The 25,621-nt window shown below is 72.6% G+C and carries 27 protein-coding genes and 2 riboswitches; of the genes, 6 read left to right on the top strand and 21 right to left on the bottom strand.

Annotated elements, in window-relative coordinates; translation table 11 throughout:
- The first annotated feature begins 30 nt into the window (after window positions 1-30).
- Window positions 31-876, top strand: a complete 846-nt coding sequence (locus C2865_RS11840) for a deoxyribonuclease IV (protein ID WP_106398384.1) — start codon at window positions 31-33, stop codon at window positions 874-876.
- Between the two features lie 502 nt (window positions 877-1,378).
- Here the strand turns inward: C2865_RS11840 and C2865_RS11835 are convergent.
- Both C2865_RS11835 and C2865_RS11830 read right to left on the bottom strand, forming a co-directional pair.
- Window positions 1,379-2,221 carry a LytR/AlgR family response regulator transcription factor gene (locus C2865_RS11835; RefSeq protein WP_106398383.1) on the bottom strand — a complete coding sequence of 281 codons (843 nt, stop codon included), beginning with the start codon at window positions 2,219-2,221 and terminating at the stop codon, window positions 1,379-1,381.
- A gap of 79 nt (window positions 2,222-2,300) precedes the next feature.
- Window positions 2,301-2,882, bottom strand: a complete 582-nt coding sequence (locus C2865_RS11830) for a sulfite oxidase-like oxidoreductase (protein WP_106398716.1) — start codon at window positions 2,880-2,882, stop codon at window positions 2,301-2,303.
- A 275-nt stretch (window positions 2,883-3,157) separates the two neighbouring features.
- On the opposite strand from C2865_RS11830, the gene aroF reads away from it, so the two are divergent.
- Both aroF and C2865_RS11820 read left to right on the top strand, forming a co-directional pair.
- Complete coding sequence (aroF, locus tag C2865_RS11825; RefSeq protein WP_106398382.1) at window positions 3,158-4,198, top strand: 3-deoxy-7-phosphoheptulonate synthase; 1,041 nt, start codon at window positions 3,158-3,160, stop codon at window positions 4,196-4,198.
- Window positions 4,199-4,384: 186 nt separating this feature from the next.
- Window positions 4,385-5,353 carry a DUF5954 family protein gene (locus C2865_RS11820; protein ID WP_157963667.1) on the top strand — a complete coding sequence of 323 codons (969 nt, stop codon included), beginning with the start codon at window positions 4,385-4,387 and terminating at the stop codon, window positions 5,351-5,353.
- A 13-nt stretch (window positions 5,354-5,366) separates the two neighbouring features.
- On the opposite strand, the gene thiI is transcribed toward C2865_RS11820, so the two are convergent.
- The 8 genes from thiI to C2865_RS11780 form a co-directional block, all read right to left on the bottom strand.
- Window positions 5,367-6,578, bottom strand: coding sequence for a tRNA uracil 4-sulfurtransferase ThiI (gene thiI, locus C2865_RS11815; RefSeq protein ID WP_106398380.1), 1,212 nt, complete (start codon window positions 6,576-6,578; stop codon window positions 5,367-5,369).
- A gap of 88 nt (window positions 6,579-6,666) precedes the next feature.
- Window positions 6,667-7,692 (bottom strand): 6-phosphofructokinase, encoded by a 1,026-nt coding sequence (locus C2865_RS11810; RefSeq protein WP_106398379.1) that lies wholly within the window; start codon window positions 7,690-7,692, stop codon window positions 6,667-6,669.
- Window positions 7,693-7,740: 48 nt separating this feature from the next.
- Window positions 7,741-8,301, bottom strand: coding sequence for an SCO6045 C-terminal-like domain-containing protein (locus C2865_RS11805; RefSeq protein ID WP_198653191.1), 561 nt, complete (start codon window positions 8,299-8,301; stop codon window positions 7,741-7,743).
- Window positions 8,298-9,116, bottom strand: coding sequence for an MbnB/TglH/ChrH family RiPP precursor modification enzyme (locus C2865_RS11800; protein ID WP_106398714.1), 819 nt, complete (start codon window positions 9,114-9,116; stop codon window positions 8,298-8,300). The genes C2865_RS11805 and C2865_RS11800 overlap by 4 nt, the downstream gene beginning before the upstream one ends.
- Complete coding sequence (locus tag C2865_RS39330) at window positions 9,113-9,997, bottom strand: TIGR04222 domain-containing membrane protein (protein WP_198653189.1); 885 nt, start codon at window positions 9,995-9,997, stop codon at window positions 9,113-9,115. The genes C2865_RS11800 and C2865_RS39330 overlap by 4 nt, the downstream gene beginning before the upstream one ends.
- A gap of 84 nt (window positions 9,998-10,081) precedes the next feature.
- A complete protein-coding gene (locus C2865_RS11790; RefSeq protein ID WP_106398712.1) occupies window positions 10,082-10,732 on the bottom strand; it encodes a response regulator in 651 nt (216 codons plus the stop codon).
- A 78-nt stretch (window positions 10,733-10,810) separates the two neighbouring features.
- Window positions 10,811-11,929: a MacS family sensor histidine kinase gene (gene macS / locus C2865_RS11785; protein ID WP_198653187.1), complete on the bottom strand. Its 1,119-nt coding sequence runs from the start codon at window positions 11,927-11,929 to the stop codon at window positions 10,811-10,813.
- The gene (locus C2865_RS11780) at window positions 11,926-12,645 is read right to left on the bottom strand and encodes a lysophospholipid acyltransferase family protein (RefSeq protein ID WP_106398378.1); all 720 of its coding nucleotides are present in this window, start codon (window positions 12,643-12,645) and stop codon (window positions 11,926-11,928) included. The genes macS and C2865_RS11780 overlap by 4 nt, the downstream gene beginning before the upstream one ends.
- Window positions 12,646-12,817: 172 nt before the next feature.
- On the opposite strand from C2865_RS11780, the gene C2865_RS11775 reads away from it, so the two are divergent.
- Window positions 12,818-13,522 (top strand): hypothetical protein, encoded by a 705-nt coding sequence (locus tag C2865_RS11775; protein WP_106398377.1) that lies wholly within the window; start codon window positions 12,818-12,820, stop codon window positions 13,520-13,522.
- A gap of 27 nt (window positions 13,523-13,549) precedes the next feature.
- On the opposite strand, the gene C2865_RS11770 is transcribed toward C2865_RS11775, so the two are convergent.
- From C2865_RS11770 to C2865_RS11745, 6 genes are all read right to left on the bottom strand, one after another.
- Window positions 13,550-13,966: a hypothetical protein gene (locus tag C2865_RS11770; RefSeq protein WP_106398376.1), complete on the bottom strand. Its 417-nt coding sequence runs from the start codon at window positions 13,964-13,966 to the stop codon at window positions 13,550-13,552.
- Between the two features lie 145 nt (window positions 13,967-14,111).
- Window positions 14,112-14,792: an endonuclease/exonuclease/phosphatase family protein gene (locus tag C2865_RS11765; protein WP_106398711.1), complete on the bottom strand. Its 681-nt coding sequence runs from the start codon at window positions 14,790-14,792 to the stop codon at window positions 14,112-14,114.
- 64 nt (window positions 14,793-14,856) lie between these two features.
- On the bottom strand, window positions 14,857-15,801 hold the full coding sequence (locus tag C2865_RS11760) for an ROK family glucokinase (RefSeq protein WP_106398375.1): 945 nt from the start codon (window positions 15,799-15,801) through the stop codon (window positions 14,857-14,859).
- A gap of 50 nt (window positions 15,802-15,851) precedes the next feature.
- A complete protein-coding gene (locus C2865_RS11755; protein ID WP_106398374.1) occupies window positions 15,852-16,223 on the bottom strand; it encodes a DUF5304 family protein in 372 nt (123 codons plus the stop codon).
- An 80-nt stretch (window positions 16,224-16,303) separates the two neighbouring features.
- Window positions 16,304-16,738, bottom strand: coding sequence for an SRPBCC family protein (locus C2865_RS11750; protein WP_106398373.1), 435 nt, complete (start codon window positions 16,736-16,738; stop codon window positions 16,304-16,306).
- A gap of 33 nt (window positions 16,739-16,771) precedes the next feature.
- Window positions 16,772-17,545: a metallophosphoesterase family protein gene (locus C2865_RS11745; RefSeq protein WP_106398372.1), complete on the bottom strand. Its 774-nt coding sequence runs from the start codon at window positions 17,543-17,545 to the stop codon at window positions 16,772-16,774.
- Window positions 17,546-17,698: 153 nt separating this feature from the next.
- Here C2865_RS11745 and C2865_RS11740 point away from each other — a divergent pair, with 153 nt between their 5' ends.
- Together C2865_RS11740 and C2865_RS39325 are read left to right on the top strand one after the other, a co-directional pair.
- On the top strand, window positions 17,699-19,474 hold the full coding sequence (locus C2865_RS11740; RefSeq protein WP_106398371.1) for an AMP-dependent synthetase/ligase: 1,776 nt from the start codon (window positions 17,699-17,701) through the stop codon (window positions 19,472-19,474).
- Between the two features lie 135 nt (window positions 19,475-19,609).
- Entirely contained in the window at window positions 19,610-19,771 is a 162-nt protein-coding gene (locus C2865_RS39325) for a hypothetical protein (RefSeq protein ID WP_157963665.1), read from the top strand.
- A 70-nt stretch (window positions 19,772-19,841) separates the two neighbouring features.
- Here C2865_RS39325 and C2865_RS11735 read toward each other — a convergent pair whose 3' ends face one another.
- From C2865_RS11735 to C2865_RS11715, 5 genes are all read right to left on the bottom strand, one after another.
- Complete coding sequence (locus C2865_RS11735) at window positions 19,842-20,987, bottom strand: glycosyltransferase family 4 protein (RefSeq protein ID WP_106398710.1); 1,146 nt, start codon at window positions 20,985-20,987, stop codon at window positions 19,842-19,844.
- An 85-nt stretch (window positions 20,988-21,072) separates the two neighbouring features.
- The gene (locus tag C2865_RS11730) at window positions 21,073-22,287 is read right to left on the bottom strand and encodes a gluzincin family metallopeptidase (protein WP_106398370.1); all 1,215 of its coding nucleotides are present in this window, start codon (window positions 22,285-22,287) and stop codon (window positions 21,073-21,075) included.
- A gap of 86 nt (window positions 22,288-22,373) precedes the next feature.
- Window positions 22,374-23,147, bottom strand: coding sequence for a CHAP domain-containing protein (locus C2865_RS11725; protein WP_106398369.1), 774 nt, complete (start codon window positions 23,145-23,147; stop codon window positions 22,374-22,376).
- 12 nt (window positions 23,148-23,159) lie between these two features.
- A riboswitch (cyclic di-AMP (ydaO/yuaA leader) is annotated at window positions 23,160-23,307 on the bottom strand.
- 73 nt (window positions 23,308-23,380) lie between these two features.
- On the bottom strand, window positions 23,381-23,803 hold the full coding sequence (locus C2865_RS11720) for a C40 family peptidase (protein ID WP_232835533.1): 423 nt from the start codon (window positions 23,801-23,803) through the stop codon (window positions 23,381-23,383).
- Between the two features lie 142 nt (window positions 23,804-23,945).
- Window positions 23,946-24,141, bottom strand: a riboswitch (cyclic di-AMP (ydaO/yuaA leader).
- Window positions 24,142-24,566: 425 nt separating this feature from the next.
- Window positions 24,567-25,556, bottom strand: coding sequence for a C40 family peptidase (locus C2865_RS11715; protein ID WP_232835532.1), 990 nt, complete (start codon window positions 25,554-25,556; stop codon window positions 24,567-24,569).
- Between the last annotated feature and the right edge of the window lie 65 nt (window positions 25,557-25,621).

Below are 25,621 nucleotides of genomic sequence, written 5' to 3'. Positions count from 1 at the left end.
GTCGGCCGCGCCCGTTACCCTGGCCCCATCATGACCACACAGAAGAGCCCCATCGGGGCGCATGTGCCGGTGGCCGGGGGGTTGGGCACCGGAGGCCTGAAGTACGCGGCGGAGATCGGTGCCGAGGCCGTCCAGGTCTTCGTCAGCAACCCCCGCGGGTGGGCGCTGACCGCGGGCAGGCCCGCGGAGGACGCCCTGCTGCGGGAGTCGGTGCTGCCCGTCTACGTGCACGCCTCCTACCTGGTGAACTTCGGCTCCCCCAACGCCGACACCCTGGAGAAGTCGCTGGAGTCGGTGGCGCACGCGCTGGAGCGCGGCACCGCGATCGGCGCCAAGGGGGTGGTGGTGCACACCGGTTCCGCGGTGACCCAGCCGGTGGAGGCGGCGATGGCGCAGATCCACGAGCGGGTGCTGCCGCTGCTGAGGGCTCTGCCCGAGAACGCGCCGAGCCTGCTGCTGGAGCCGATGGCCGGGCAGGGCGCGATGCTGTGCGCCACCGTCGACCAGCTCGGCCCCTACTTCGAGGCGCTGGACCACCACCCCAAGCTCGGCGTCTGCCTGGACACCTGCCACGCCTTCGCCGCCGGGCACGACCTGACCGCGGAGGGGGGCGTCACCCGCACCCTCGACGCGCTGGTCGAGACCGTCGGCGCCGGCAGGCTGCAGCTGATCCACGCCAACGACTCCAAGGACGTGTGCGGCTCCCGCAAGGACCGGCACGAGAACATCGGCGCCGGGCACATCGGCGAGCAGCCGTTCGCCGACCTGATGGCCCACCCGGCCGTGGCGGGAGTCCCCCTGATCATCGAGACCCCGGGCCGTTCCGCCGAGCCCCACAAGACCGACATCGACACGCTGAAGCGGCTGCGGGGCTGACCGCCCTTCGCGAACCGGCGGCATTCACGAAGCCGGTGCGATCGCGAGGCCGAAGCGATCGCGAAGCCTGGAGCGTTCGCAGCGCCAGGGCGTTCGTGAAGCCTGGGCGATCGCGGGGCCAGGACGATCGCGGGGCTTGGAGCGTTCGCGGGGCCGGGACGATCGCGGGGCTTGGAGCGATCGTGAAGCCTGAGCGATCGCGAGGCTTGGAGCGATCGGGGCCGGGACGAAAGAGGACCTTCTCGGGATGAGCGGTGAGTCCCGAGAAGGCCCGAAAACGCCCAGGCGCCGAGACGGACAACCCCCCGACTGTCCGCTCGGCGCCTGAGCCATCACCGTCGGATCCCACCCCCCCGGTACGGGATCCGGCGGCTGTGACCCTCCTGTCCCGGGGCGTGAACCCCGGTCCTGAGGAGGACCTCCAGAATCGCCTTGCTGAAGAGAACAATAGGCAGGCGGGCGCTCCGGGGGCAGACTCCGGCGACCCTCCCGCGACCAACGGTCAGTAGCCGTCGATGTACGTAGCGTGAGGGTCGGGTGAACGGCCGATCATGCGCGACGAACGGTCGGGGCCGGTCCGGTCGGCGGCGGGACCGGCGTTCCGGTCGGACTTGAAACCGCGCACGAGCAGGTCCCTGACCCGGCGGGTGTGCCTGCGGCTCACCGCCAGCACCGCTCCGCCCACCCGCACCGAGGCACGGCCCTCGTCGAAGAGCAGCTCCTCGATGTGCGCGGACGACACCAGCGTGCTGCGGTGGATGCGGATGAACCCCGCGCCCTCCCACCGCCGCGCCAGCACGGTCAGCGGGATGCGGACCAGGTAGCCCGCGCCCTCGCCGACCGTGTGCAGGCGGACGTAGTCGCCGTGCGCCTCCACGTGGGTGACCGCCGAGCGGCTGACCATGCGGGTGCGGCCGCCGAGCTCCACCGGGATCACCTCGTCCGGCGCGGCCTCGTCCCCGCCGCGCCGCACCGCCCGCTCCACCCGGCGGACCGCCTCGGCCAGCCGCTCGGGCCGCACCGGTTTCAGGAGGTAGTCCACCGCGCCGAGGTCGAAGGCGGCGACGGCGCCGTCCGCGTGGGCGGTCACGAAGACCACGACGGGCGGCTCGGCGAACCCCGCCAGCAGCCGGGTGAAGTCGAAGCCGTCCAGGCCGGGCATGCGCACGTCGAGGAACACCGCGTCCAGCCGGTCTCCGCCGGCCAGCACGCGGCTCAGCCCGCGCAGCGCCTCCGCCGGGTCGCAGGCCCCGGCCACCCGGTCGATCCGGGGGTCGGCGCGCAGCAGGCGGATCAGTTCGTCGAGGGCGGGCGGTTCGTCATCGACCGCGAGGACACGAAGCATGGGAGGACCCTCCCGCGCTCACGCTGTGCACGCAATCACTTTCACCAGGTGACTATGCCGCGCCCGCCCGCGCCGCCCGTCACTCCTGGTAGGAGTAGCGCTGCTCCAGCCACGGATCGGCGGTGTTGTGGTAGCCGCGCTCCTCCCAGAAGCCGCGGCGGTCGCCGACGAGGTACTCGATGCCTCTCGCCCACTTCACGCTCTTCCAGCCGTACAGGTGCGAGACGACCGCCCGGACGGGGAATCCGTGGTCGGCGGTGAGCGGCTCGCCGTTGTGGTGGGTGGCGAACAGCGTCCCCTCGTCGGCCAGGTCGCTCAGCCTGATGTTGGCGCTGTAGCCGTACTCGGCCCAGAGCATGACGTGGGTGACGTCGGGGTGGGGGGGCGCCAGCTCCAGCAGCGCGCGGCCCGTCACGCCCTCCCAGAGGTTGTCCGGGATCGTGAACTTGGTGACGCAGTGGAAGTCGGCGACCACCTGGGCGCGCGGGAGCTTCTGGAACTCGTCCCAGTCCCAGCGGGCCTCCGCTCCCCCGGCGGTGGGTCCGAAGACCCGGAAGTCCCACCGCTCCGGGCGGAAGCGCGGCACGGGCCCGTAGTGCAGCACCGGGAATCCCCGGGGCACGTACTGCCCCGGCGGCAAGGGTTTCTGTGGAGGGGTCATGTTCCCGCCCATCCTGCCATCCTTCGGACCCGGGCCGGATTCCAGCCCCCGCGTTCCACCCCGGTGTGCGGGGACGGCGCGAGGATGCCTTACCCTGGTCCTCATGCGCAGCGTCGTTTACTTCTTTTGGTATGGCGAGCCCGGACGGGTGATCGTCAGCCGCACGCTGCGCTGACCTGCTTCACACCAGAGCCCCGGGCCGCCTCTTCGGCCCGGGGCTCTTTCGCGTCCTCGAACCTCTTCCGCCCTTCCCAGCCTCTTCCAAGGAGACCAGCATGGTCGTCGTCATGACCGCCGAAGCCACCGAGTCCGACCTCGACAACGTCGTCTCGCTCGTCGAGTCGGCGGGCGGCGAGGCCTTCGTCAGCCGCGGGGTCAACCGCACCATCGTCGGCCTGGTCGGCGACGCCGAGCGCTTCGAGGCGCTCAACCTCGGCGGCCAGCGCGGCGTCGTCGAGGTGGTGCGGATCAGCGCCCCCTACAAGCTGGTGAGCCGCGAGCACCACGCGGAGCGCTCGACCGTGCACGTCGGCGGCGTGCCGATCGGCCCCGGCGCCATGACCCTGATCGCCGGCCCCTGCGCGGTGGAGACCCCCGAGCAGACCCTCGAGGCCGCCCGCATGGCGCAGTCGGCCGGCGCCACCCTGCTGCGCGGCGGCGCCTTCAAGCCCCGCACCTCCCCGTACGCCTTCCAGGGCCTGGGCGAGGAGGGGCTGCGCATCCTGGCGGACGTGCGGGCCGAGACCGGCATGCCGGTCGTGACCGAGGTGGTGGACGCGCGCGACGTGGAACTGGTCGCCCGGTACGCCGACATGCTGCAGATCGGCACCCGCAACACCCAGAACTTCGCGCTGCTGCAGGCGGTCGGCGAGGCCGGCAAGCCCGTCATGATCAAGCGCGGCATGAGCGGGACCATCGAGGAGTGGCTGATGTCGGCCGAGTACGTCGCCCAGCGCGGCAACCTCGACGTCGTCCTGTGCGAGCGCGGCATCCGCACCTTCGAGAAGGCCACCCGCAACACCCTGGACATCTCCGCGGTCCCGGTGGCCCAGCGGTTGTCGCACCTGCCGGTGATCGTGGACCCGTCCCACTCCGGCGGCCACCGCGACCTGGTGCTCCCGCTCACCCGCGCGGCCATCGCGATCGGCGCCGACGGCGTCATCATCGACGTGCACCCGCACCCCGAGACCGCGCTGTGCGACGGCCCCCAGGCGCTGGTCCGGGAGGACCTCGCCGAGCTGGCCGAGCTGGTGCGCGCGCTGCCCCCGGTGGTGGGCCGCTCGCTCACCGTCCCCGCCGCGGCCGTCCCGGCCTGAGGCGGCCACGGCCTGAGGTGGCCCGGCGGCCGGGCGTGCGGATCTCCGCGCGCCCGGCCGTCAGAGTATAAGGATCTTTATCCCGGGTTGAGGATTTTCCTCCGAGGCCGTCCGGAAAGCGGAACCGTATCGGCGATCCGGCGCGAATCGGCGAAAGTACGGTAGGGGCAGGGGACCATGTGGGGCATGCCCCATGAGGACGAGGCTCTGGAACAAGGGCTACACGAGCTGACCACCACCGATGACCCGGTGCGGGCGCTCGTCGCGCACGACGCCCGGCGGGCCCGGCGGGAGTACCCGCTGACCGTCCTGGCCGGTCCCATGTTCGGGGTCGCCGAGGAACTCGGCGGGGACTGGCGCGTGATCACCCTGGGGGAGGCCACCCCCCAGTGCTCCCGCGACGACCTGGCCGGCCACCTGCGGCTGGAGGCGCGCGCGGCCGCCGAGCCCGAGCCCTACCTGGCCGCGGCCCGCGTGCTGGACTGGGAGCGCTACGACGAGCTCGTCGTGGCGGGCCGCCGGTTCCGGATCATCCGCGTGGAGCAGATCCTGCGGCTGAACCTCAGCGGCGAACCCGAACCGCCGCGCCCCACCGACCCCGACCCGCGCACCGCCCCGGCCCCGCGGTACGAGACGCTCGGCCCCTCCGGCCGGGCGGGCCACCCGGAGGCCGAGTGCGCCGAGCTCGCCGTGCGCTTCGCCGAGGCCGTCGAGCAGCCCGGGGCGCCGAACGAGCAGGCCAGGTCAGACGCCCGGCGGGCGGCGCGCTCGCACCCGGTGCCCATCCCCATGCTCCCGGCCTTCTCCGTCGCCGAGTACCTGCACGACGGGTGGCGGTCGTCGACCGCCGCCTGCCCCACCCCGCAGCGGGCCCGCGAGGCCCTCGCCGAGTACCTCCAGCAGGTCGCCCCCGTGGTGGAACGCGTGGACGAGCCCACCCGCACCGCCTACGACCGGGCGGCGGCCCGCCTGCTCGCCGGCAGGCTGGACGCGCTGGAGGTGTGCGGGCGGCGCTTCCGCATCATCCGCGTGGAGAAGGCCGCCCGGTTCGGCGAGGACGGCCCCGAGCCGCCCCGCCCGTCGGACTTCGACCCCGACCCGCCCGTCGAGGTGCTCGCCCTGCGGCTCCGCGCCGAAGGGGTCATCGAGGACTGAGCCGGCGCGGCGGTCAGTCCGTGCCGTAGACCGGGCGGTGCTCCTGCACCGAGTCGGCCAGCTGCTCGGCCAGCTCCTCGGCGTCCAGCCGCTTCTCGATCTGCCGCAGGTCGGCGATGCGCGCCGCGGTCTCGGGCCGGCGCGGGGCCAGCATCGAGCAGCAGTCCTCGTCGGGCAGCTCGGAGATGGCCAGGGTGGCGTTGCGGCGCGCCTGGTCCATGATCTCGATCTTGTCCATGCCGACCAGCGGGCGCAGGATCGGCAGGTCCACCGCGTCGTCCAGCGCCGTCATGTTGACCAGGGTCTGGCTGGCCACCTGGCCCAGGGCGTCACCGGTGATGAGCGCGCCGGCGCGGCGCCGCTCGGCCACGATCTCGGCGGTCTTGAGCATCAGCCGCCGCTGGGCGACGATCGCCAGCCGGTCCTCGCCCGCGGACTTGATCTGCTGCTGCGCCTTGCCGAACGGCACCACGTACAGCCGCGAGTCGCCCTGGAACTTGTCGAGCTCGCGCACCAGCGCGTACGCCTTGTAGATCGACTCGGGGCCGGTGAAGGGCATGCCGGAGAAGTGCAGGTAGTCCACCCGCAGGCCGCGGCGCATCATCCGGTAGGCGGCGACCGGGGAGTCGATACCACCGGACATCAGCACCAGACCGCGCCCGCTGGAGCCCACCGGCAGCCCGCCCTGGCCGGGCGCGCCGTCGGTGTAGACGAACACCTCGTCGCGGTCGACCTCGATGGAGACGGTGATGTCGGGGTTCTTCAGGTCGACCGGCAGACCGAACTTGACGTTGATGGCCGAGCCGACCGAGATCCCGATCTGCGAGGAGGTGATCGGGAAGCGCTTGTCGCGGCGGCGCGGGCGCACCGCGAAGCTGCCGCCGCGGGCCGTCATCGGGTGCTGGGCCACCGCCTCCAGCGCGGCCGCGGTCATCGACTCGACGTCCTTGGGCACCCGCCGCGTGCGGTGCACGATGACGATGCCCATGACGTCCTCCAGCCGCTTGGCGACCTTCTCGACGTCCTCGGCCAGGCCGCTGCCGGCCCGGATGATGATCACACCGGAGCGCTGCCAGAGGTCGACGCCGACCCCCGTGGAGGCGAGCGCCTTGCGGATGTTGCTCTGCAGCCGCTGCTCGAACTGATGGCGGTTCTTGCCCTTCAGGACGATCTCGCCGAGCTTCAGCAGCACACACGGCTCACCGGCGGCGGGCGCCAGGGGCATGATTCAGACCTCCGTCAGACGTTGCGGGAACCGTCTTTCAGTGTCGCCCATTCCGGAGAGCACTTCGACCGGTTATCGGAGATCGTCCTCAACCGGAGAAGACCTCGGCCTCGGCGTACCGCTCGGGCGGCACGGTCTTGAGGGTGCCGACCGCCTCCGCCAGGGGCACCCGTGTGATCTCCGTCCCGCGCAGCGCCACCATGGTGCCGTAGGCCCCGGCGCGGACGGCGTCGGCGGCGTGCAGCCCGAACCGGGTGGCCAGCACCCGGTCGAACGCGGTGGGCGTCCCGCCGCGCTGGAGGTGGCCCAGGACGACCGAGCGCGCCTCGCGGCCGGTGCGCCGCTCCAGCTCCCCGGCGAGCCGCTCCCCGACGCCGCCGAGCCGCACGTGCCCGAAGGCGTCGCGCTCGCCCGTCTGCAGCTCCAGCGAGCCCTCGGCGGGGCGGGCGCCCTCGGAGACGACGAGGACCGCCGCGCGCGACGCCCGGAACCGCGCCTCGACGTGGGAGGTGACCTCCGCCATGTCGAACGGCTTCTCCGGCACCAGGACGGCGTCGGCGCCCGCGGCCAGGCCGGTGTGCAGCGCGATCCACCCGGCGTGCCTGCCCATCACCTCCACGACCACCGCCCTGTGGTGGCTCTCGGCGGTGGTGCGCAGCCGGTCGGCGGCCTCGGTGGCGATGGAGACGGCCGTGTCGAAGCCGAAGGTCTGGTCGGTGCCGCTGAGGTCGTTGTCGATGGTCTTGGGCACGCCCACGACCGGCACGCCCGCCTCGTGCAGGGCGTTCGCCACGCCCAGGGTGTCCTCGCCGCCGATCGCGATCAGGGCGTCCAGTCCCAGGTCCGCCAGGTTCCGGCGGATGCGGGCGACCCCGTCGTCCTCCTTCAGCGGGTTGGTGCGGGAGGAGCCGAGGATCGTGCCGCCGAGCGGAAGGATGTCCCCGACGGCCGCCGCGTCCAAAGGGAAGGCGTCGCGTTCGAGGGGGCCGCGCCAGCCGTCGCGAAAGCCCGTGAACTCGTCGCCGTGCTCCTTCACCCCCCGGAACACCGCCGCCCGGATCGCCGCGTTGAGTCCCGGGCAGTCGCCTCCCCCGGTGAGCACCCCGATGCGCATGCAGCCCCCTTCACGGTCCGTGAGCCCGCCCGAGGGCTCCCATCCGACCTAACCACTCCGTACTCGGAGTACCCGCACCCGGCCCCACAGCCCCAGGACGAGCCCTCCCGGCGCCCGGCGCACCACCGGCCCCCGGCGCCTCCGCGGCTCGTCTGCATGGCGCCATCGCGCCTCCAGGACGGCCAGGTCGGTCGCCGCGCCGTCGTCCAGCAGCGAGCGGTGCGCGCGGGCGAACTCCCAGCCGTCCCGCTCGGCGCCCCTCGTGGGCCTGCCTTCGGCCCACGCGCAGAACTCCGTGCGGTAGGGCAGCAGCGACGGCCAGACGCGCACGACCTCCCCGAACCTCTTGTTGCGCAGCGCGCGGGCGGCCGCGCCGACCCGCGCCGCGTCGAAACCCTCGGGCAGCCGCGCCCCGGCCACCAGGGCGCGGACCAGCTCCTCCTGCCGCCGGGCGAGCTCCGCCAGCCCTGGCTCCTCCAAGCCGGACTCCGTCGGGCCGGACTCCTCCGAGCCGAGCTCCCCTGGACCGAACTTCTCCGGACCGGACTCCTCTGGGCCGGACTCCGCCAGACCGGATTCCGCCGGGCCGGGTTCCTTCGGGCCGGTCATGTGATCCGCGCCAGCCCGGCCGCGTCGGCGATCGCGTCCAGTTCGGCCCGCAGTGCGGCGGCGGGCGGGTAGTTGCCGTCGCGCTCCAGCAGGTATCCCAGGCCGGCGGTGGTGCGCCGCCCGGCCTCGCCGACCAGCGCGAGCACCTCCTCGGGCAGCGCGTGGGTGTGGGTGTCGTGGTAGTACCCGTCGTGTTCGCCGCCGCCCGCCACATGGCAGTAGGCGACGCGGTCGAGCGGGAAGGACTCCAGCTCCTTCACCGGGTCCCGCCCCCTGTTGCGCGCGTTGGCGTAGACGTTGGCCACGTCCAGCAGGAGCAGCGCGCCGGTCCGGTCGAGCAGCTCGGTGAGGAAGTCGCCCTCGGTGTACTCGTCGTCGGGCCAGTCGAAGAGCGCCGCGATCGGCTCGACGGCCAGCGGCACGTCCAGCTCCGCGCGGGTGAGGCGGATGTTGCGGGTCAGCGCGTCCAGCGCCGCGCGGCTGCGGGGCACCGGCAGCAGGTGCCCCGCCTCCAGGCCTCCGGCACGCACGAACGCCACGTGCTCGCTGACCAGCGGCGCGCCCAGCAGCTCGGCGCAGTGCGCCAGATGGGCGACCCGTTCGGGCTCGACCGGAGCGGCGCCGCCCAGTGACAGCCGCACGCCGTGCGGGACGATCCGCGCGCCCCGGTCGCGCAGCTCCAGCAGCGCGGGATCGGGGCGGTGCAGGGTCTCGGCGATCACCTCGGCGAAGCCGGAGCCGGCCAGTCCCGGCAGGTCCGCGGCGAACCGCGCGAGCGGGGGCCGCCAGCCGAGCCCCACCCCGGGAGAGGTCATCCGCCGCATCCCCCGCAACCGCCGCAGCCGCCTCCCCCGCCGCCGCCGTCCCCGCCGTCGCCACCGCCTCCGCCGTCACCGCCGCCGGAGCCGGTCTGGCCGAGGCGCTGCTGGATCTCGGCCTCCTCGGCGAACTGGGGGTCCATGGCCACCAGCGCGCCGACGCCGAACAGCGCCACGCCCAGCGCCGCCGCCTCGGGGCCGTGGGACCGCCAGTCGGGGGAGGCGGTCGGCTGCAGCTCCGGGTGGCGGGTCCGGGCCTCGAGCAGCACGCCGTCCACGGCCCGGGTCTTCTCGGGGACGTACAGCATGAACGCCAGCACTGCCGCGGCGACCACGAGCAGCGCGATCAGGTAGCCGACCGGCTTCCCGTTCTGCAGGCCCGCCGCCATCCGCGCCAGGCCCACCAGCAGTACGAACAGCAGCGGCAGCGCGGAGATCCGCACGACCCGCCGGTCCTCGGGGCCGAGCAGCAGCCCCTCGGCGCGCAGGCCGTCGCGCAGCTCGTCCAGGCGCGGCCGCAGGAGGGAGTGGTCGGCCAGCTCCCCGGTCCGCACGGCCCGGCCCGCCGCCTTCAGGACCGCCTGGTCCAGCGGGGAGCGCGCCGCCACCGGGGTGCCCTCGGCCCGCAGGGAGCCGCCCGGCCGCGCGGTGACCGACCCGGACATCCGCAGCGCCGCCAGGACGGACGCGACGACCAGCCGGGCGCCGCCCTGCAGGTAGGCCAGTTCGTAGGGGTGCAGTTCGCGGGAGGGGGCCCGGCCCGCCCGCAGCCGGCGGCGCATCGCCAGTCCCAGCAGCCATGCCGCCGCGGCCACCAGGGCGAACACTCCAAGGAAGGCAGGCCCGTTGATTCCCCACGTGGTCGTCGAGTCCGTCATCTGACTCTCCCTCGTTCTCCCGGGCATCGCCCGGTCTCGACCAGATAGATGCAGGAGGAGGCGGCCGGGTTCCGGCGGAGGGGACTATTCGCCGTCGAGACCCTTCTCGATCGCATAACGCACCAGCTCCACCCGGTTGTGGAGCTGGAGTTTGCCCAGGGTGTTCTGCACGTGGTTCTGGACCGTGCGGTGGGAGAGGACGAGGCGCTCGGCGATCTGCTTGTAGGTCAGGCCCTTGGCGACCAGGCGCAGGATCTCGGTCTCGCGGTCGGTCAGGCGCGGGGCGTCGGGCTCGGGGGCCGGCGCGGCGGCGAGCCTGCGGTACTCGCCCAGCACCAGCCCGGCCAGGCCGGGGGTGAAGACCGCGTCGCCCTGCGCGGTGCGCGCCACGGCGTCCAGGAACTCCTCGCGGGCCGCTGACTTGAGCAGGTAGCCGGTGGCGCCCGCCTTCACCGCCTCCAGGACGTCGGCCTGCTCCCCGCTGGCCGACAGCACCAGCACCCGCACCGACGGGTCGGCGGCCACCAGCGAGCGGGCGACCTGCACCCCGCTGATGTCGGGCAGCTGCAGGTCCACGACCGCCACCTGCGGCCGGGCCGCCGCGGCGATCCGCACCGCCTTGCGCCCCTCGCCCGCCGTGGCCACCACCTCGTACCCGGCCTCGGCCAGGTCGCGCGCCACGGCCTCGCGCCACATCGGATGGTCGTCGACCACCATCACCCGGATCCCCGTCATCGTCCTCTCCTCACCGGGCTCCGGCCCGTACGCGCGGGCCCTCTCGTCCCGCACCGCCCATCATGCACCCCGCCCGCGTCAGCGCGGACGGGGGACGATCAGCTCCAGCTCGGTGCCGGCGCCGGGCGAGGAGAAGATCTCGACGGTGCCGCCCAGGTCGCGGACACGGCCCTTGATCGACCGGGCCAGGCCCATGCGGCCGCCCTTCGCCGCGGCCTCCATCCGCCCTTCGGGGATGCCGGGCCCGTCGTCGCGGACGCTGACCGTCACCGTCTCCCCGTCGTCCTCCACCAGGACCCACGCCCGCGCGTCCGGACCGCAGTGGCGGGAGACGTTGTCGAGGGCGGCGCCCACCGCCGCCGCCAGCTCGGCCGCGGCGTGGCCGGGCAGGCGCACCGGTGTCGCCGGGGCGGAGACCTGCACCGAGGACGAGGCGTAGCGGTCCAGCAGGTCGCGCAGGTCGCGCTCGCCGCCGGGCTCCTCCTCGCCCGCCGGGCGGGAGATCAGCGCGCGCAGCGCCACCTCCTGCTCCCCCGCCAGCCTGCCCAGCTCGGCGGCCTCGCCGCCCAGCTCCGTCCCCCGCCGCCGCACCAGCGCCAGCACCTGCAGCACCGAGTCGTGCAGGTCGCGGGCGAGCCGTTCGCGCTCCCTGGTCGCGGTCTCCAGCGCCACCGCGCGCGCCAGGCGCTCCTGGCTGTAGCGGGCCAGCCTGCCCAGGTAGCCGACCACCACCCCGCCCATCAGCAGCAGCACCAGGCCGTTGAGGGTGGTCTGCTGGAACTCCCCGCCGTACAGCCAGCGCAGCAGCATGTCGGGGATGCCCACGAGCAGCGCCGCCGCGGCACCCCAGCGCACGCCGCCGAGCAGCGCCCACACCAGGACCGGGATCGCCACCCAGCTGGCCGTCAGGTTGGGCCGCCCGTCGGCCAGGTGCTGCGCGGTCTCCACCAGCCCGGTGGCCAGCAGGCACCCCGTGGACACGACGAGGTCGAGACCGGCCAGGACCGGCCCCGCCCCGCCCCCGGCGTAGGCCCGGACGGTGAAGGCCGTCCACGCCACCATGACGGCCAGCACGATCCAGCCGCCCGCCGGATGCAGGTAGGACTGGTGGTTGGAGGCGATCAGGACCGCCGCGTAGAGGCAGGCGACGATCCGGAAGACCGCCAGGGCCCGCCAGAGGGCAGCCTCGACGTTCACTCCTCGTCGTCGTCCCTGCGCACGACCGCCTTGCCGGCGAGCTCGGCCTTGACCTCGGCGGCGTAGCGGTCGACGTACTCCTGGCCGGACAGCTCCCTGATCGCCATCATGATCTTGTCGGTGATCAGGCGGAGCACCTCGCGGTCGTCCTCCCGGCCGTAGTACTGCGAGAAGTCCATCGGCTCGCCGAAGCGCACGCCGGGCCGTCCGGGCAGGCCGCGGACGCGCGGCCGCGAGCCCGCGGGCATCAGCTCGAAGGTGTGCATCATCGCCATCGGGATCACCGGCACCCTGCCCTGCAGGGCCAGCCGCGCCACCCCGGTCTTGCCCTTGAACAGCCGGTTGTCCGGCACCCGGGTGCCCTCGGGGTAGATGCCCAGCAGCTTGCCCTCGCGCAGCACGCGCAGCCCGGTGGCCAGGGCCTCCTCGCTGGCCTTGCCGCCGGTGCGGTCGATCGGGATCACCCCGACGCCGCTGAAGAACATCCGGCTGAGCGCGCCCTTGACGCCCTTGCCGGTGAAGTAGTCGCGCTTGCCGAGGAAGACGATCCTGCGGCGCAGCGGCCAGGGGCCGAAGAAGTGGTCGGCGAACGAGAGGTGGTTGCTGGCCAGGATGACCGGGCCCTCCTCCGGCACGTTCTCCATGCCGTCGTTCTTCGGCCGCCAGATCAGCACCAGGAGCGGCCCCACGATCGCCTTGACCACCCACCAGAACATCGTGACCGCCTCTTCTCCGTGACCTTTGACCCGTACCCGACGATGAAAGTGGGAGACATCTTCGCACGGGATCGGTCAGACGGAACGATCGCGCCCCCTTGCCCCCCGTGGGACGATTCGCACCGTAGGCTCAACGCATGATGGTCGCCGGAGTCCTGAGGGGTTGAGGGAAGTGAACCGCCGCGAGAACGGGCTGTCAGCGGACGCCTACGCGCCCCTGATCGACCTGGTCCCCGAACTCGCCGACCGACTGCTCACCGTGCTGCGCGAGGCGGGCATCGCCGCGTACGCGCTGCCGGGGGGCGGTGATGGTCCCGACGTCCTGGACCATGTGCACGTCGACGCCGAGCACAAGGGCGAGGCCGAACGGCTGCTGCACGTCAGCGTGCTGCGGGACCGGGTGGCGCCGCCCCCCGAACGCGACGAGGACGCGATCTTCGCGGAGATCGTGGCCGGTTTCGGCGAGACGCCCACCGACGTGTCGTGGCCCGACGAGGAGAACCTCGGCCCCGCCGACGCCGGCGACGACCTGCAGGACGGCTCCGGCCGGCTGCCGACCGCCCGTGTCGTCTACTACTCCGAGGGCCCGGTGGGTCCGGTCAAGGAGGACGGGGACTTCCCCGAGCCGGACGAGGAGGGGCACTACGAGCCGCCGCCTCCCCCGCCGCTGCCGACCGGCGACCCGGCCAGCAGGCTCGCCTGGCTGTGCCTGGTCGGCGGGCCGCTCTACATCCTGGCCACGGTGGTCTTCCGCTGGTCCGCGCCGGGCTGGGCCGCGTTCCTGGCGGTGGCCGCCTTCATCGGCGGCTTCGTCATCCTGGTGCTGCGCATGGGCGACGAGCCCAGGGACGGCGACGACGACGGCGCGGTCATCTGAGCCCGCGCGGCACGGCAGGGAACCGCTTCACCGCGCCACTTTGAGGTAGGCCTTCTCGACGGTCACCGGCACGGTGCCGAAGTTCTCCACCTCGGCGCGGTAGCGCCGCTTCTCGTCCATCCAGACCAGCCCCGAGAGGGTGTACTCCACGCGGGTGCCGTTGCCGACCTTGTCCTCGCCCAGCGCGTCCTTGGTCCGGGTGTCCTTGTCCCGCTCGTACTCGGTGATGGTGAGCTTGAGCTTCTCGCCGTCGGCCTGGCCGTCGGCGATGACGGTCAGGGTGGCCAGGTGGTAGGCCGACTCCTTGGGCAGCCAGTCGGCGTGGGCGCCGTCCTTGTGAACCTTGTCCGGGTCGTTCCATTCCTTGTCGAACACCAGCGACTGCCGCCTGCCCGGCGCCACCGTGACGGACGCGCCGCGGCCCAGGTTGATCAGGATCTTCACGGGTCTGCCCTCTCCGCCTTTACCTAAGTTTCGGACTTTAGCGGCACCTGCCCGGCAAATCAGGGGAACACACGCTCTTGTGCTGAATATCCACAGTGAGATCTCCAGCACCCACGGTGACCGGGAGCGGTCCCCCGGGTGAGGGTCAGGGCAGCACGATCCTGGCCAGCACCGGACAGTGGTCCGTGGCCTGCGGAAAGTCGCCCGCCGGGTCGGGGGGCACGCCGCAGCCCAGGACGCGCAGCGACCGGTCGGCGAACACCGCGTCGATCCGGCGCCGGGGCGCCCGCGCGGGAAAGGTCGGCGCGCCGCCTTCGGGCGCGACCGCGTACGCGTCCTGGAACCCGCCGGCCAGCAGCCGCCAGGTGGAACCGCCGGAGGTCTCGTTGACGTCCCCGGCCAGCACGACCGGCTCGGGGCAGGCGGCCAGCAGCCGGAGGATCTCCATCCCGTGCCGCAACCGCGCGCCGGGCGCCAGGTCCAGATGGGTGGAGGCCACGGCCAGCGGCCGGCCGTCCACCCGGACCCGGGCCAGGGCCAGCGCCCTGCGGTGCAGCGGCGGCGACCACGACAGCAGCCGGTACTCGGCCGACAGCAGCCGCACCCGCGGGCCGCCGAGCACCGCGAGCCCCGCCCGCCTGCGGCTCGCCAGCACCGCCATCCCGCACGCGGCCGCCAGCGCGTCGCGCCGCGCCCGCCAGCGGCCGAAGCGGGGCACCTCCTGCAGGCACAGCACGTCGGGGGCGCAGGCGCGCACCACCCGGGCCACCGCCTCCGGATCGTCCCGCAACGACCTCAGGTTGTAGCTCAGGACCGCGACCCGCACACCCTCCGGCCCGCCGCCGTCCGAGACGGACGGATCATGGGACCGCGTGCCGCGCGGGACCGGCTCACTGCCGGGCGAGGTCGGCCGCACCGACGATGCCCGCGTCCGGACCGAGCTCGGCGACGCGCACGTCGGCGAGCCTGCGGTGGCCGTGCCCGGTCACCGCGTTGGCGAACGCCTTCTTGATCGGCTCCAGCAGCAGGTCGGCCACCGCCGACAGGCCGCCGCCGATGATGAACGCGCCGGGGTCCAGGGTGGCGGCGAGGTCGGCCATGCCCTGGCCGGTCCACTCGGCCACCGACTGGAAGCACTCCAGCGCCGCCGGGTCCCCCTCGCGCGCGGCCTGGGACACCGCCAGACCGGTGATCACCTCGGGCGAGCCGCCGCTGAGCTCGATCATGCGGGCCGCCCAGCCCGGGTTCACCCGGGCCAGGTCGCGCGCCTCGTGGGCGAGCGCGTTGCCCGAGGCGTACTGCTCCCAGCAGCCGCGGTTGCCGCAGCCGCAGCGCCGCCCGTCCGGGACCACCCGGATGTGCCCGAACTCCGCGCCGATGCCGTAGCGGCCCCGGTAGAGCCGGCCGTCGACGATGATGCCCCCGCCGATCCCGGTGCCCAGCGTGATGCAGACCAGGTACCGCTCGCCGCGGCCCGCGCCGAACCGCGCCTCGCCCCAGGCCATGGCGTTGGCGTCGTTCTCCACCACCACGGGCAGGCCCACCCGCTGCTCGACCTTGTCCTTGATCGGCTCGTCCCGCCAGGCGAGGTTGGGAGCGAACAGCACGACCGAGCGGCTCTCGTCCACGAAGCCCGCCGCGCCCAGGCCGACCGCGACCACGTCGCGGTGCTCGGCCTTGAGCCGGCCGACCAGGTCGGCGATGGCCCCCGCGGTCTCCTCCGGGTCGGTGGAGGGCGTGGGCCTGCGCAGCTTCTCCAGGATCCGCCCCTGCTCGTCGACCACCCCGGCGGCGACCTTGGTCCCCCCCACGTCCACACCGATGGTCAGCGACATCGCCGCCCCTCCCCTTCCAGCCGGGCGGTCCTCGCACCCGGGTCGTACGGTCAGCCGATGTCCAGCGGGTCTTCCCCGCCGGTCCCGGAGCCCCCTCCTCGGGGCTCCCGGTCCGCCCGTCCCGTCCCGTCCCCGGGGCGCGTCTCGCGGGAGCGTTCGTACCCGGCGAGGACGTCCTGGAAGGCGGCGAAAAGGGACTGGCCTGCGTCGACCACGTGGCCGAGGACATCGGGACCGGAGGCCTTGGCGGCCTCCATCGTCCGGCAGACCGGGCACCCGTGCGGGCAGACGCCGGCGGGACGCTCCTCGCGGACCGCCTCGCTCCACACGTCGCCCCGGCCGCGGTCGTCGGACATCCGCCGGCGGACCGCATCGAGGAGCTTGAACGCCTCGTCGAGCGCGTGGCCAGGCTGATCGGTCATTCGTTCCACTCACCTCATGGTCGGCCGGTAACCGTATCGTGTCCGCCCGGTTACCGGCAGGTATCGGTCTAGCCCGCCGGTCATTTCTCGACCTGGCGTTTCAACCCCTTCAACGCAGCGTCAATGATAATTTTCTCCGCTTTGCGCCTGAACATGCCGATCATCGGGATCTTGACGTCCACGGCCAGCTCGTAGACGACCTCGGTGCCCCCGCCGACCCCGGTCAGGGTGTAGCTGCCGTTCATGCCGCTCACCACCGCGCCGGCCTCGGCCAGGTCCCAGCGCAGCTCGTCGTCCCCCGACCAGTGGCAGCGCACGGTGTAGGTGTCGCTGATCGGACCGGACGCCAGCGTCATCCGCACCAGCTCGGGGCGCCCGTCGGGGTGGGCGCTCAGCACCTGCGCGGACTTGATCCCGTCCGCCCAGTCGGGATAGGACGGGTAGTCGGCGATGACCTCCATGATCGCCGCCTTGTCCGCCTTGATGGTGATGCTGGAGCTGGTCCGGTCGGCCATCGCGTCCCCTTCGTGTGGTCCTACAGCCGGAGACTACTCTTCCAGCCGCAGGACATAGGGCGTGCCCGAGGAGCGGAAGTGCCCCACGTTCACGCACTCGGTGCGGCCGATCCGCATCCGGCGCGCCAGCGGCTGGTGGACGTGCCCGAACAGCGCGTACCGCGGCTGCGTCTTCTCGATCGCCTGCAGCAGCGCCTCGCTGCCGCGCTCGAACCGGCGGGCGACGGTGTCGTAGAGCAGTTCGGGCACTGCGGGAGGGATGTGGCAGCACAGCACGTCCACCTCGCCCACGGCGTCGACCTTGGCGGCGTACTCGTCGTCGTCGATCTCATAAGGGGTGCGGTAGCGGGTGCGCAGGCCCCCACCGATAAACCCGAAGCGCAGCCCGCCGATCTCCGCGGTCTGGCCGTCCAGGACGGTGTGCCCCTCACGCGCGTACTCCGGCCACAGCGCGGGCACGTCGACGTTGCCGTACGTCAGGTAGGCCGGGACGGGCATCGCGGCGAACAGCTCGGCGTACTGGCGGCGGACCGCGGCCTCGATGTGCGGCCAGGTGTCGCCCTCCAGGGTGGCCCACATCTCCTGGGAGAAGCGCCGGGACTCCTCGTAGTGCCGTCCGGCGCGCAGCGCCACGTAGCGGTCGGCGGCCTCCCTGCCGAAGAGCTCGGCGAAGAGCCCCTGCCCGTGGTCCTCGTAGTCGATGAAGAGGATCAGGTCGCCCAGGCAGATCAGCGCGTCGGCGCCCTCCCCGGCCCGGGCGAGCGCGTCCGCCCTGCCGTGGACGTCACTCACCACATGGATCCGCATGGTTCCAACATAACCGCGGGCTCCCGGGGGAGATATCCTTTGACGGTGTTTTGCCTGGTGGAGAGGGTCGTTCACACTGGCCCTACCCACCGGTAGCAAAATCGCGGTACCGTCGATCAGCCCCACGTCCCGCACATGTGAAGGACCAAGTCAGTGCGCGAGTTCACCGTTCCCGCCCTGGTGGAAGTGCCCGACTCCGCGACGACGACCGACACGGTCTTCGAACGCGCCGCGCGCAACCCCGGCCAGATCGCCTTCCGCAAGCCCGGTGCGTCCGGCTGGGATCCCGTCTCCATCGGCGCCTTCAGGGACGAGGTGGTACGCCTGGCCAAGGGCCTGATCGCGCTGGGCGTGCAGCCCGGCGACCGGCTGGGCCTGCTGTCTCGCACCCGCTACGAGTGGACGGTGGCGGACTACGCGATCTGGACCGCGGGGGCGGTCACCGTCCCGATCTACGAGACCTCCTCGGTGGAGCAGATCTCCTGGATCCTCTCCGACTCCGGCGCCGTGGGGATCTTCACCGAGACCGCCGCGCACGCCGCGTCCGCCCGGGAGGCCGGGGCCGAGCGGGCCTGGGTGATCGACGAGGGCGGCCTGGCCGAGCTCGCCGCCGCAGGCGAGACCGTGACCGACGAGCAGCTGGAGGAGCGGCGCACGTCCCGGCGCGGAAGCGACCTGGCCACGCTGATCTACACCTCCGGCACCACCGGCCGGCCCAAGGGCTGCGAGCTGACCCACGCCAACTTCACCGAGCTGTGCCGCAACGGCAAGGTCGGCGAGCTCGACGCGATCCTGGGCGCCACCGGCGGCTCCACCCTGCTGTTCCTGCCGCTGGCCCACGTCTTCGCCCGGCTGATCCAGGTGCTGGTCATCGAGTCCGGCGTGGTGCTGGGCCACAGCCCCGACATCAAGAACCTGCTGGAGGACCTCGGCTCGTTCCGGCCGTCCTTCCTGCTGGCCGTGCCCCGGGTCTTCGAGAAGGTCTACAACGGCGCCGAGCAGAAGGCCATCGCCGGCGGCAAGGGCAAGATCTTCGCCAAGGCCGCGGACACCGCGATCGCCTACAGCAGGGCGCTGGACTCCGGCGGCCCGGCGCTGGGCCTGAAGCTCAAGCACGCGGTCTTCGACAAGCTGGTCTACGGCAAGCTGCGCGACGCCGTGGGCGGCAACGTCACCCACGCGGTCTCCGGCGGCGCGGCCCTGGGCGACCGGCTCGGCCACTTCTTCCGCGGGGTGGGCATCACCATCCTGGAGGGCTACGGGCTGACCGAGACCACCGCCCCCGCCACCGTGAACACCCCGCGCCACATGCGCATCGGCACGGTCGGCCGCCCGCTTCCGGGCACCTCGGTGCGCATCGCCGAGGACGGCGAGGTCCTCATCAAGGGCGTGGGCGTGCTGCGCGGCTACTGGAACAACGAGGCCGCGAGCAAGGAGGCGCTGGAGGACGGCTGGTTCCGCACCGGCGACCTGGGCTCCCTGGACGCCGACGGGTTCCTGGCCATCACCGGGCGCAAGAAGGAGATCCTGGTCACCGCGGGCGGCAAGAACGTCGCGCCGGCCCCGCTGGAGGACCGGGTGCGGGCGCACCCGCTGGTCAGCCAGTGCCTGGTGGTCGGCGACGGGCGCAAGTTCGTCGCGGCGCTGGTCACCCTGGACGCCGAGGCGGCCGGCCCCTGGCAGGAGGTCAACGGGCTGGGCGGCGTGCCGTTCGAGAAGCTGCGCGAGCACCCGAAGGTCAAGGAGGAGATCGCCAAGGCGGTCGACGGGGCCAACCTGTCGGTCTCGCGGGCCGAGCAGATCCGCGAGTTCCGCATCCTGCCGGACGACTTCACCGTGGAGAACGGGTACCTCACCCCGTCGCTGAAGGTCAAGCGCCACCTGGTGGTGCGGGACTTCGCGGCGCAGATCGAGGACATCTACGGCTGAGCCGCCCTGCCGGGCCATGACACACGATCTACCTTTTCGGAGTTCTGTCCTGATTTGCCAGAGGTAAGACTGGGGCCATCCGGAGCAACGCGCTCCGGACACCCCGTTCCTCGGACAAGGGAGGTCGACACCGCGATGGCCCGGCTCTCACGCAACAAGATCGAAGAAGGCGCGCAGGCCGAGAAGCGCCGCTCCGTGAAGAACAAGATCAAGCGCCAGCCGCAGCCGCCGGTCAGGACCGGCAGGCACGAGGCGGCCAAGAAGTCCCTTCCCCTGCGCCGCGGCAAGGGCCGCTGAGCGAAGGCCGCCGAACGGGACCGCCGAGTCCGGGCCCGGCCGGAGGAGACCGGCGGAGCGCCGGAGGCACTCAGCCTCCGGCGCTTCGGGTCTGCGGGCGCAGCAGGGCGTCCAGCCGCGCGGCCTGCCGCTCCCAGGTCCACTCCCGCTCCACCCAGGAGCGCCCCTTGGCGCCCAGCTCCCCCGCCCTGGCCGGATCGGCCAGCAGCCCGGCGACCTCCGCCGCCACCGCCGCCACCGACCTCCCCGGCACCACGACCCCGGTCTCCCCGGGCAGCACGGCGTCCGGGGCTCCCCCCGAGTCGCCCGCCACCACCGGCAGCCCGGTGGCCGAGGCCTCCAGGTAGACGATCCCCAGGCCCTCGACGTCCAGGCCGCGCCGCCGCGTCCGGCAGGGCATCGTGAACACGTCGCCCGCGTCGTAGTGCGCGGGCAGCTCCTCCCACGGCACCGAACCGGTGAACACCACCGAGGAGCGCACGCCCATCGCGTCCGCCAGACCCTCCAGCTCCGCGCGGTAGGGGCCTCCCCCGACCAGCAGCAGCGCCGCGTCCGGCACCTCCTCCAGCACCCGGGGCCAGGCGCGGATCAGGTTGTCCTGCCCCTTGCGCGGCACCAGCCGGGAGACGCACACCGCCACCGGCCTGCCCTCCAGGCCGTGCCTGCGCCGGATCTCCGCGCCGCCCGCGCCCCGGCGGAAGAGCCGCTCGTCGACGCCCGGCGCCAGCCGCTCCATCCGCCCCGCCGCGTCCGGCGACAACACCGCCGCCATCCGGGAGCGGGTGTACTCGCCGAGGTAGGTGAGCACGTCCAGGCCGTCGCCGATGCGGCGCAGCAGCCCGCGCGCGACGGGCAGCTGCGCCCAGGCCGCCTCGTGCCCGTGGGTGATGCCCACCATCCGCTCCACGCCCTGCCTGCGCAGGCCGGGGGCCAGCAGCCCCAGCGGGGCCGAGGCGCCGAACAGCACCGAGTCGCACCCGTGGGAGCGGACGATCTGCGCGGCCCGCCGCGCCACGGACGGCACCGGGAGCATCAGCGAGGTCGGGTGCCGCACGACCTCGAACGGCTGCACGGCGTCGAAGGCCGCGGCGCCCTTCCAGGCCGGCGCGTACACCACCACCGAGCCCTCCGGGCGGCGCAGCGCGAGGTTGTGCACGAACTGCTGGATCCCTCCGGCCCGCGGCGGGAAGTCATTGGTCAGGATCAGGGTCTTCATCGTGCTTCGCGGCATGGTGCGACCCTCCGGGGGGAGGAGAACGCCGCTTCCTTTCTCCAGTCGTGGACGGCCGGGCTCCGGGGGATCATCCCAGCTCACCGCGCAGGTACTCGCGCCAGGCGCCGGTCAGGTCCTCGACGCCCAGGACGTCGCGCAGGGCGTCCCGCTCGGACCTGCGCCCCGCCTCGCGGTAGAGCCGCAGCAGCCTGTCCTCACCGTAGCGCCCGGCGACCATCCGGCAGGCCATCCAGGCCTCCTGGTAGGCCTGGCTGAGCCGTGGGGCGCCGGTCGCGAAGTCCTCGCGGGACGGTAGTCCGTCGGGCAGCTCGCCCCGCGCGACCTCCTCGGCCAGCTCCCGGGCGGCCACCGCGGGCGGGGTGCCGGTGGCGCGATAGGCGACATGGTCGGCGAAGCCCTCCACCAGCCACATCGGGGTGCGCTCGTCTCCGGCGCTCTCCATCGCCACATGGGTCAGCTCGTGGGTGAGCACCACCCGGCGCCCCAGCGGGTTGAGCCGGGGCCACCCCTCGGGGGAGACGAGGATCCTGGCCTGGCCGGGGCTCCCGTCGGCGTTGCGGGTGGCGGTGGCCGCCGCGGCGATGCCCTCGAACGAGCGGCCCCCCGCCAGCTCCTCGGCGCGGTCGGCGTCGCCGGGCAGCAGCGCCACGGCGCGGCGGGCCCAGCCGGAGCCGACCACGGCGGTGACCGCGGGGACGCAGCGGTCGAGCCGGTCGGCCACCTGCTCCAGCGGACCCCGGCCCACCACCAGGCAGGACTCGCCCCGGACGGCCCTGACGTCGGGGTCCGTCCAGGACTCGGGGGCGTCCTCGCGGTCCCCGCCGTCCCCGGTGACCAGCCAGCCGCCGCCCGCCCTGCCCAGCTCCAGGTAGGTGGTGAGCACCACGTCGCCGGTGTCGAAGTCCCGGTAGCGGTAGGCCAGGCGCAGTGTCGCCAGTGTGCCCTCGAGGCGCTCGACGCTCTCGCGCCAGGACCCGAACGGCAGCCGGGACAGCGCGGTGAACAGCTCCTCCTGGCGGGCGCGGAAACCCGGCTCGTCGGGGTGGACCGTGGCCAGGAACCCCTCGGCGTCGCGTTCCAGCACCGCGCGGGAACGGGCTTCGAGCAGGGCGTCCACCGCCGCGCGCCCCGGCCCGGCGGCAGGCCGCGCGGGTCCGCGCGGCGGCTCGGACCGGCAGCCCGCCAGCCCGAGCAGCCCGGCCGTCCCGGCCAGCAGGAACCCCCGCCGCCCGCACACCGCGTGTGCGGAAAGGGCGAAGGGCCCCGGCGCGTCGGCTTCCATGGGGTGCGATCCTATGACCGCACGGGAAGCCGGCGCACCGGGGCCCTCGGAGGGTTCGGGGAGCGGGGGTCGCTCGGACCGGTGGATCAGCCCGCGTACTCGGGGTAGCCGTAGCCCACGATCTGGGAGGGCTTGCGGTCGCGCTCCAGCACCGCGTTGCCGGTGTTGCCCTCGATGGTCTTGACGGTGTCGCCGTCCACGTCGGTCACGATGCCCACGTGCACGATGCTGTCCAGGTCCTTCTCACCCTGCCAGTTGAAGAAGACGATGGCGCCCTTCTTCGGGGTGGTGCCCCAGCGGTCCTGCTCCTTGAACCACTTCGCGTGCGCGATGGTCCAGGCGTCCTGGCCGACGGTCTCCTCCATGCCGGTCTCCTCGGCGACCCAGGAGACGAACATGTTGCACCAGGCGGCGTTCAGATAGGCGTTGCGGCTGCCGCCGTCGCGCTCGACGGTCTCGGCGGCGCGCTCGGTCTTGGCGTACCACTCCTGGAACTTGGTCTTGCCCGAGCCGTCCTCGCGGATGCCCAGCTGGGTCTTGGCCTTCTTGATGAAGTCGTCGGCGCTCGCGCCCTTGCCGACCTGCTTCTCAACGTCCGCGTCGAGGTCGGCGCGGACCTCGCCGCGCTGCTCCTGCTCGCGGGCGGTGTCCTTCTTGGCGGTGGTCAGGCCGTCCAGGACCAGGCCGGTGTGCAGGGCCGCCGCGTTCACGGTGGCGGACTTGCCGGCGACCGCGCTGTCGGCGGGGAGGGTGTTGGCGTCGGCGGCCACCGCAAAGGTGGTGGCGAGGGTGCTTCCGGCGAGCAGACCGCCCGCGATCTTGGCGGTCAGGGAGAAGTTCTTGCGGTGACGACCGTTCATGCTGCTGCTCAACTCCTGTTTCCATGCCGCCTACCGGGTTAGCTGACGGGTTCGGGCCTGGAATAGCCCTACGACGTTCGTCGATTCACCCCGGCCGGTCGATGTCGACCGGCGATTGGTTCCCCGGCTCCGCGTGATGCGGACTCGGCGGGAGGACGGTCCCCCTGGAGGAGGACCAGTCCCGCGTACTTGCTTCTGTCGGATGTTCCTGCCGTGGGCGGCGTTCGTGCCGCCTAGTAGGGCCGGACGGCCCCGTTGAAGTTCTGCTTGCGGTACCTGTCGAGGAGTACCTGCCGGACATGGTCACCGGTGCGCGGCGAGTGGATCATGTGGATCCGGTCGCCCTTCACCTTGGAGACGATGCCGACGTGGCTGCGGGCTCCGTAGAAGAACACCAGGTCGCCAGGGGCGAGGTCCTTCCACTTGACCTTGTTGCCGACACCGCTGTAGATGGCCCCGGTGGTGCGCGGCAGCTTCACGCCCGCCTTGCGGTAGGCGTAGCCCACCAGCCCGGAGCAGTCGAAGGAGTTCGGGCCGGCCGCACCGTACACGTACGGGCTGCCTTTCTTCCTCTTCGCCCACTTCAGGGCCTTCTGCGCCACCTGCTGGCGCTGGGACCAGGACTTCTTCTTCTTGACCTTCTTGGTCTTCTGCACCGACGCCACGCTGACCGCCGCTTCCGCGGGGGCCGGCGCCGCCACCGCGGGGGTCAGGACCGCGGCCGCCGCGAGCAGGCCGGTGGCCAGCTGCGTACGTCGTACAGAGGACAGGCGGATGCCAAGATTGCGAGACAGGGGAATCTCCTTCTTCCTGACGCCTACCGGGTTAGCTGACGGGTTCGGACAGGAAGGTTCGTCCTACGGACGGCTGCTTGCCGCAGCCGGCCGATTCACCCCGCCGGGCGCATGGCTCACACCCTTTGGGGGTGGTGTGGGGTGCGCTCGGATTGGGTCCCCGGCTCCGCGTTGACACGCGGACTCGGCGTTGCCTCCTCGGCGAAGGGGCGCGATGGGGCCCCGGGCGGGGCGCCGTGGGCCCCGGCATTCGACCGGAAGGACGCGGATGGACTTGTGATGCCGACTCGAAGAATCGCTGTCCTACGCTTCACTGCGCGGCTCGGGTGTCTGCTACGACACCGGCTCTCGGATCAGTTGGTCGGCCAAGATCACACATGATGACGCCTGGTGGACGCCACCGGTTCGCAACGTTCGGATAACGTCGCTCTTCATCGAAGGTATCAAAGAAACCACGAAAGGCAAATGCCCCGCAAAGTAAGGAAAGACCAGGTGAAGCGGGGTTTACAGCCGAGGTGACACAGGTCTCACCCACGGTGACAGGCTCCTGACCTGCGTCAGACCCGTGTTACAGGAGGGTTTCGCGGGGGTCTCGAGACCCCCGCGCACCCCCGCGCGGCCCCGCCTACGGGCGGCCGCCGCCCACGAAACGGTCGCGGTAGTAGCCGCTCGTGACGCTCACGATCTCCACGTTCCGGCCGGTGCGCGGCGCGTGGATCATGTTGCCGCCGCCCACGTACATGCCGACGTGGCCCAGGCCGCTGAAGAAGATCAGGTCGCCCGGCTGCAGGTTGTCGTAGGAGACCCGCTTGGCGGAGGTCAAGGAGTACTGCGCGGCGGCGTTGTGCGGCAGGGAGACCCCCGCCGCGCCCCAGGCGCGCATGGTCAGCCCGGAGCAGTCGAAGCCCGCGGGACCCGCGCCGCCGTAGATATAGGGCTTGCCGAGCTGCTTGTAGGCGTACTCCAGGGCGGTCTTGGCCGAGCCGGTGGCCGGGCCCTTGTAGTCGCCGCCCTGGGGGGCCGTGGTGGGGGAGGACTCCCCGCCGAGGCGCCGCACCAGGGCCCGCTGCTTGGTGATCGCCTTCTCGATGACGTTCTTCTGCTGCCTGAGGTCCTTGGCCTTGGCGTCGACCTTGTCGAAGGCCTCCTGGGCGTGGCCCTTCTCGCGCTCCATGCGCTGGGCGGCGTAGAGGAACTCCTTGATCTTGTCGCCGCGGCTCTGCGAGACGTGCGAGAAGATCGAGACCTGGTCCAGCACGGACTGCGGGTCGCCCGAGGACAGCAGCGCCGAGATGTCGCTCACGTCGCCGGTCTTGTAGGCGTCGGCGGCCATCTGCACCACGCCCCGCCGGGCGTTCTCGTAGGCGGTGGTCTCCCGGGTCGCGGCCTTCTTGGCCGAGTCCAGCTTCCGCTTGGCGATCTTGAGTTCGCCGTTGACCTTGTTGAACCTGTCGACCAGCTGCTCGACCTGCTGGTCGAGCTTCTCGAGCTTCTTCTGCGCCTCGGCCCTGGTGGGCTCTGCGGGCACCGCCAGCGCGGTCCCGGGGACACCCCAGGAGACGGCGAGGGCCAGGCAGACGGCCATGCGGCGGAGGTGGGGGCGGGCACTGGCCACGGTTGGCGGACGACCCTTCTCAGGAGTTCTCTTGTCAGGCGTTGACCTTAGTGAAGGCAGGGGTC

This window comes from Actinocorallia populi, assembly GCF_002995495.1.
Lineage (GTDB): Bacteria > Actinomycetota > Actinomycetes > Streptosporangiales > Streptosporangiaceae > Actinocorallia > Actinocorallia populi.
The sequence above is the reverse complement of the archived record's forward strand: the minus strand, read 5'-3'. Positions and strand labels throughout refer to the sequence as shown.

Coding starts and splice junctions, on each gene's coding strand:
- C2865_RS11840 (WP_106398384.1), top strand. CDS start 31: ATGACCACACAGAAGAGCCCCATCGGGGCGCATGTGCCGGTGGCCGGG.
- C2865_RS11835 (WP_106398383.1), bottom strand. CDS start 2,221: ATGCTTCGTGTCCTCGCGGTCGATGACGAACCGCCCGCCCTCGACGAA.
- C2865_RS11830 (WP_106398716.1), bottom strand. CDS start 2,882: ATGACCCCTCCACAGAAACCCTTGCCGCCGGGGCAGTACGTGCCCCGG.
- aroF (WP_106398382.1), top strand. CDS start 3,158: ATGGTCGTCGTCATGACCGCCGAAGCCACCGAGTCCGACCTCGACAAC.
- C2865_RS11820 (WP_157963667.1), top strand. CDS start 4,385: ATGCCCCATGAGGACGAGGCTCTGGAACAAGGGCTACACGAGCTGACC.
- thiI (WP_106398380.1), bottom strand. CDS start 6,578: ATGCCCCTGGCGCCCGCCGCCGGTGAGCCGTGTGTGCTGCTGAAGCTC.
- C2865_RS11810 (WP_106398379.1), bottom strand. CDS start 7,692: ATGCGCATCGGGGTGCTCACCGGGGGAGGCGACTGCCCGGGACTCAAC.
- C2865_RS11805 (WP_198653191.1), bottom strand. CDS start 8,301: ATGACCGGCCCGAAGGAACCCGGCCCGGCGGAATCCGGTCTGGCGGAG.
- C2865_RS11800 (WP_106398714.1), bottom strand. CDS start 9,116: ATGACCTCTCCCGGGGTGGGGCTCGGCTGGCGGCCCCCGCTCGCGCGG.
- C2865_RS39330 (WP_198653189.1), bottom strand. CDS start 9,997: ATGACGGACTCGACGACCACGTGGGGAATCAACGGGCCTGCCTTCCTT.
- C2865_RS11790 (WP_106398712.1), bottom strand. CDS start 10,732: ATGACGGGGATCCGGGTGATGGTGGTCGACGACCATCCGATGTGGCGC.
- C2865_RS11780 (WP_106398378.1), bottom strand. CDS start 12,645: ATGTTCTGGTGGGTGGTCAAGGCGATCGTGGGGCCGCTCCTGGTGCTG.
- C2865_RS11760 (WP_106398375.1), bottom strand. CDS start 15,801: ATGTCGCTGACCATCGGTGTGGACGTGGGGGGGACCAAGGTCGCCGCC.
- C2865_RS11755 (WP_106398374.1), bottom strand. CDS start 16,223: ATGACCGATCAGCCTGGCCACGCGCTCGACGAGGCGTTCAAGCTCCTC.
- C2865_RS11750 (WP_106398373.1), bottom strand. CDS start 16,738: ATGGCCGACCGGACCAGCTCCAGCATCACCATCAAGGCGGACAAGGCG.
- C2865_RS11745 (WP_106398372.1), bottom strand. CDS start 17,545: ATGCGGATCCATGTGGTGAGTGACGTCCACGGCAGGGCGGACGCGCTC.
- C2865_RS39325 (WP_157963665.1), top strand. CDS start 19,610: ATGGCCCGGCTCTCACGCAACAAGATCGAAGAAGGCGCGCAGGCCGAG.
- C2865_RS11735 (WP_106398710.1), bottom strand. CDS start 20,987: ATGAAGACCCTGATCCTGACCAATGACTTCCCGCCGCGGGCCGGAGGG.
- C2865_RS11730 (WP_106398370.1), bottom strand. CDS start 22,287: ATGGAAGCCGACGCGCCGGGGCCCTTCGCCCTTTCCGCACACGCGGTG.
- C2865_RS11725 (WP_106398369.1), bottom strand. CDS start 23,147: ATGAACGGTCGTCACCGCAAGAACTTCTCCCTGACCGCCAAGATCGCG.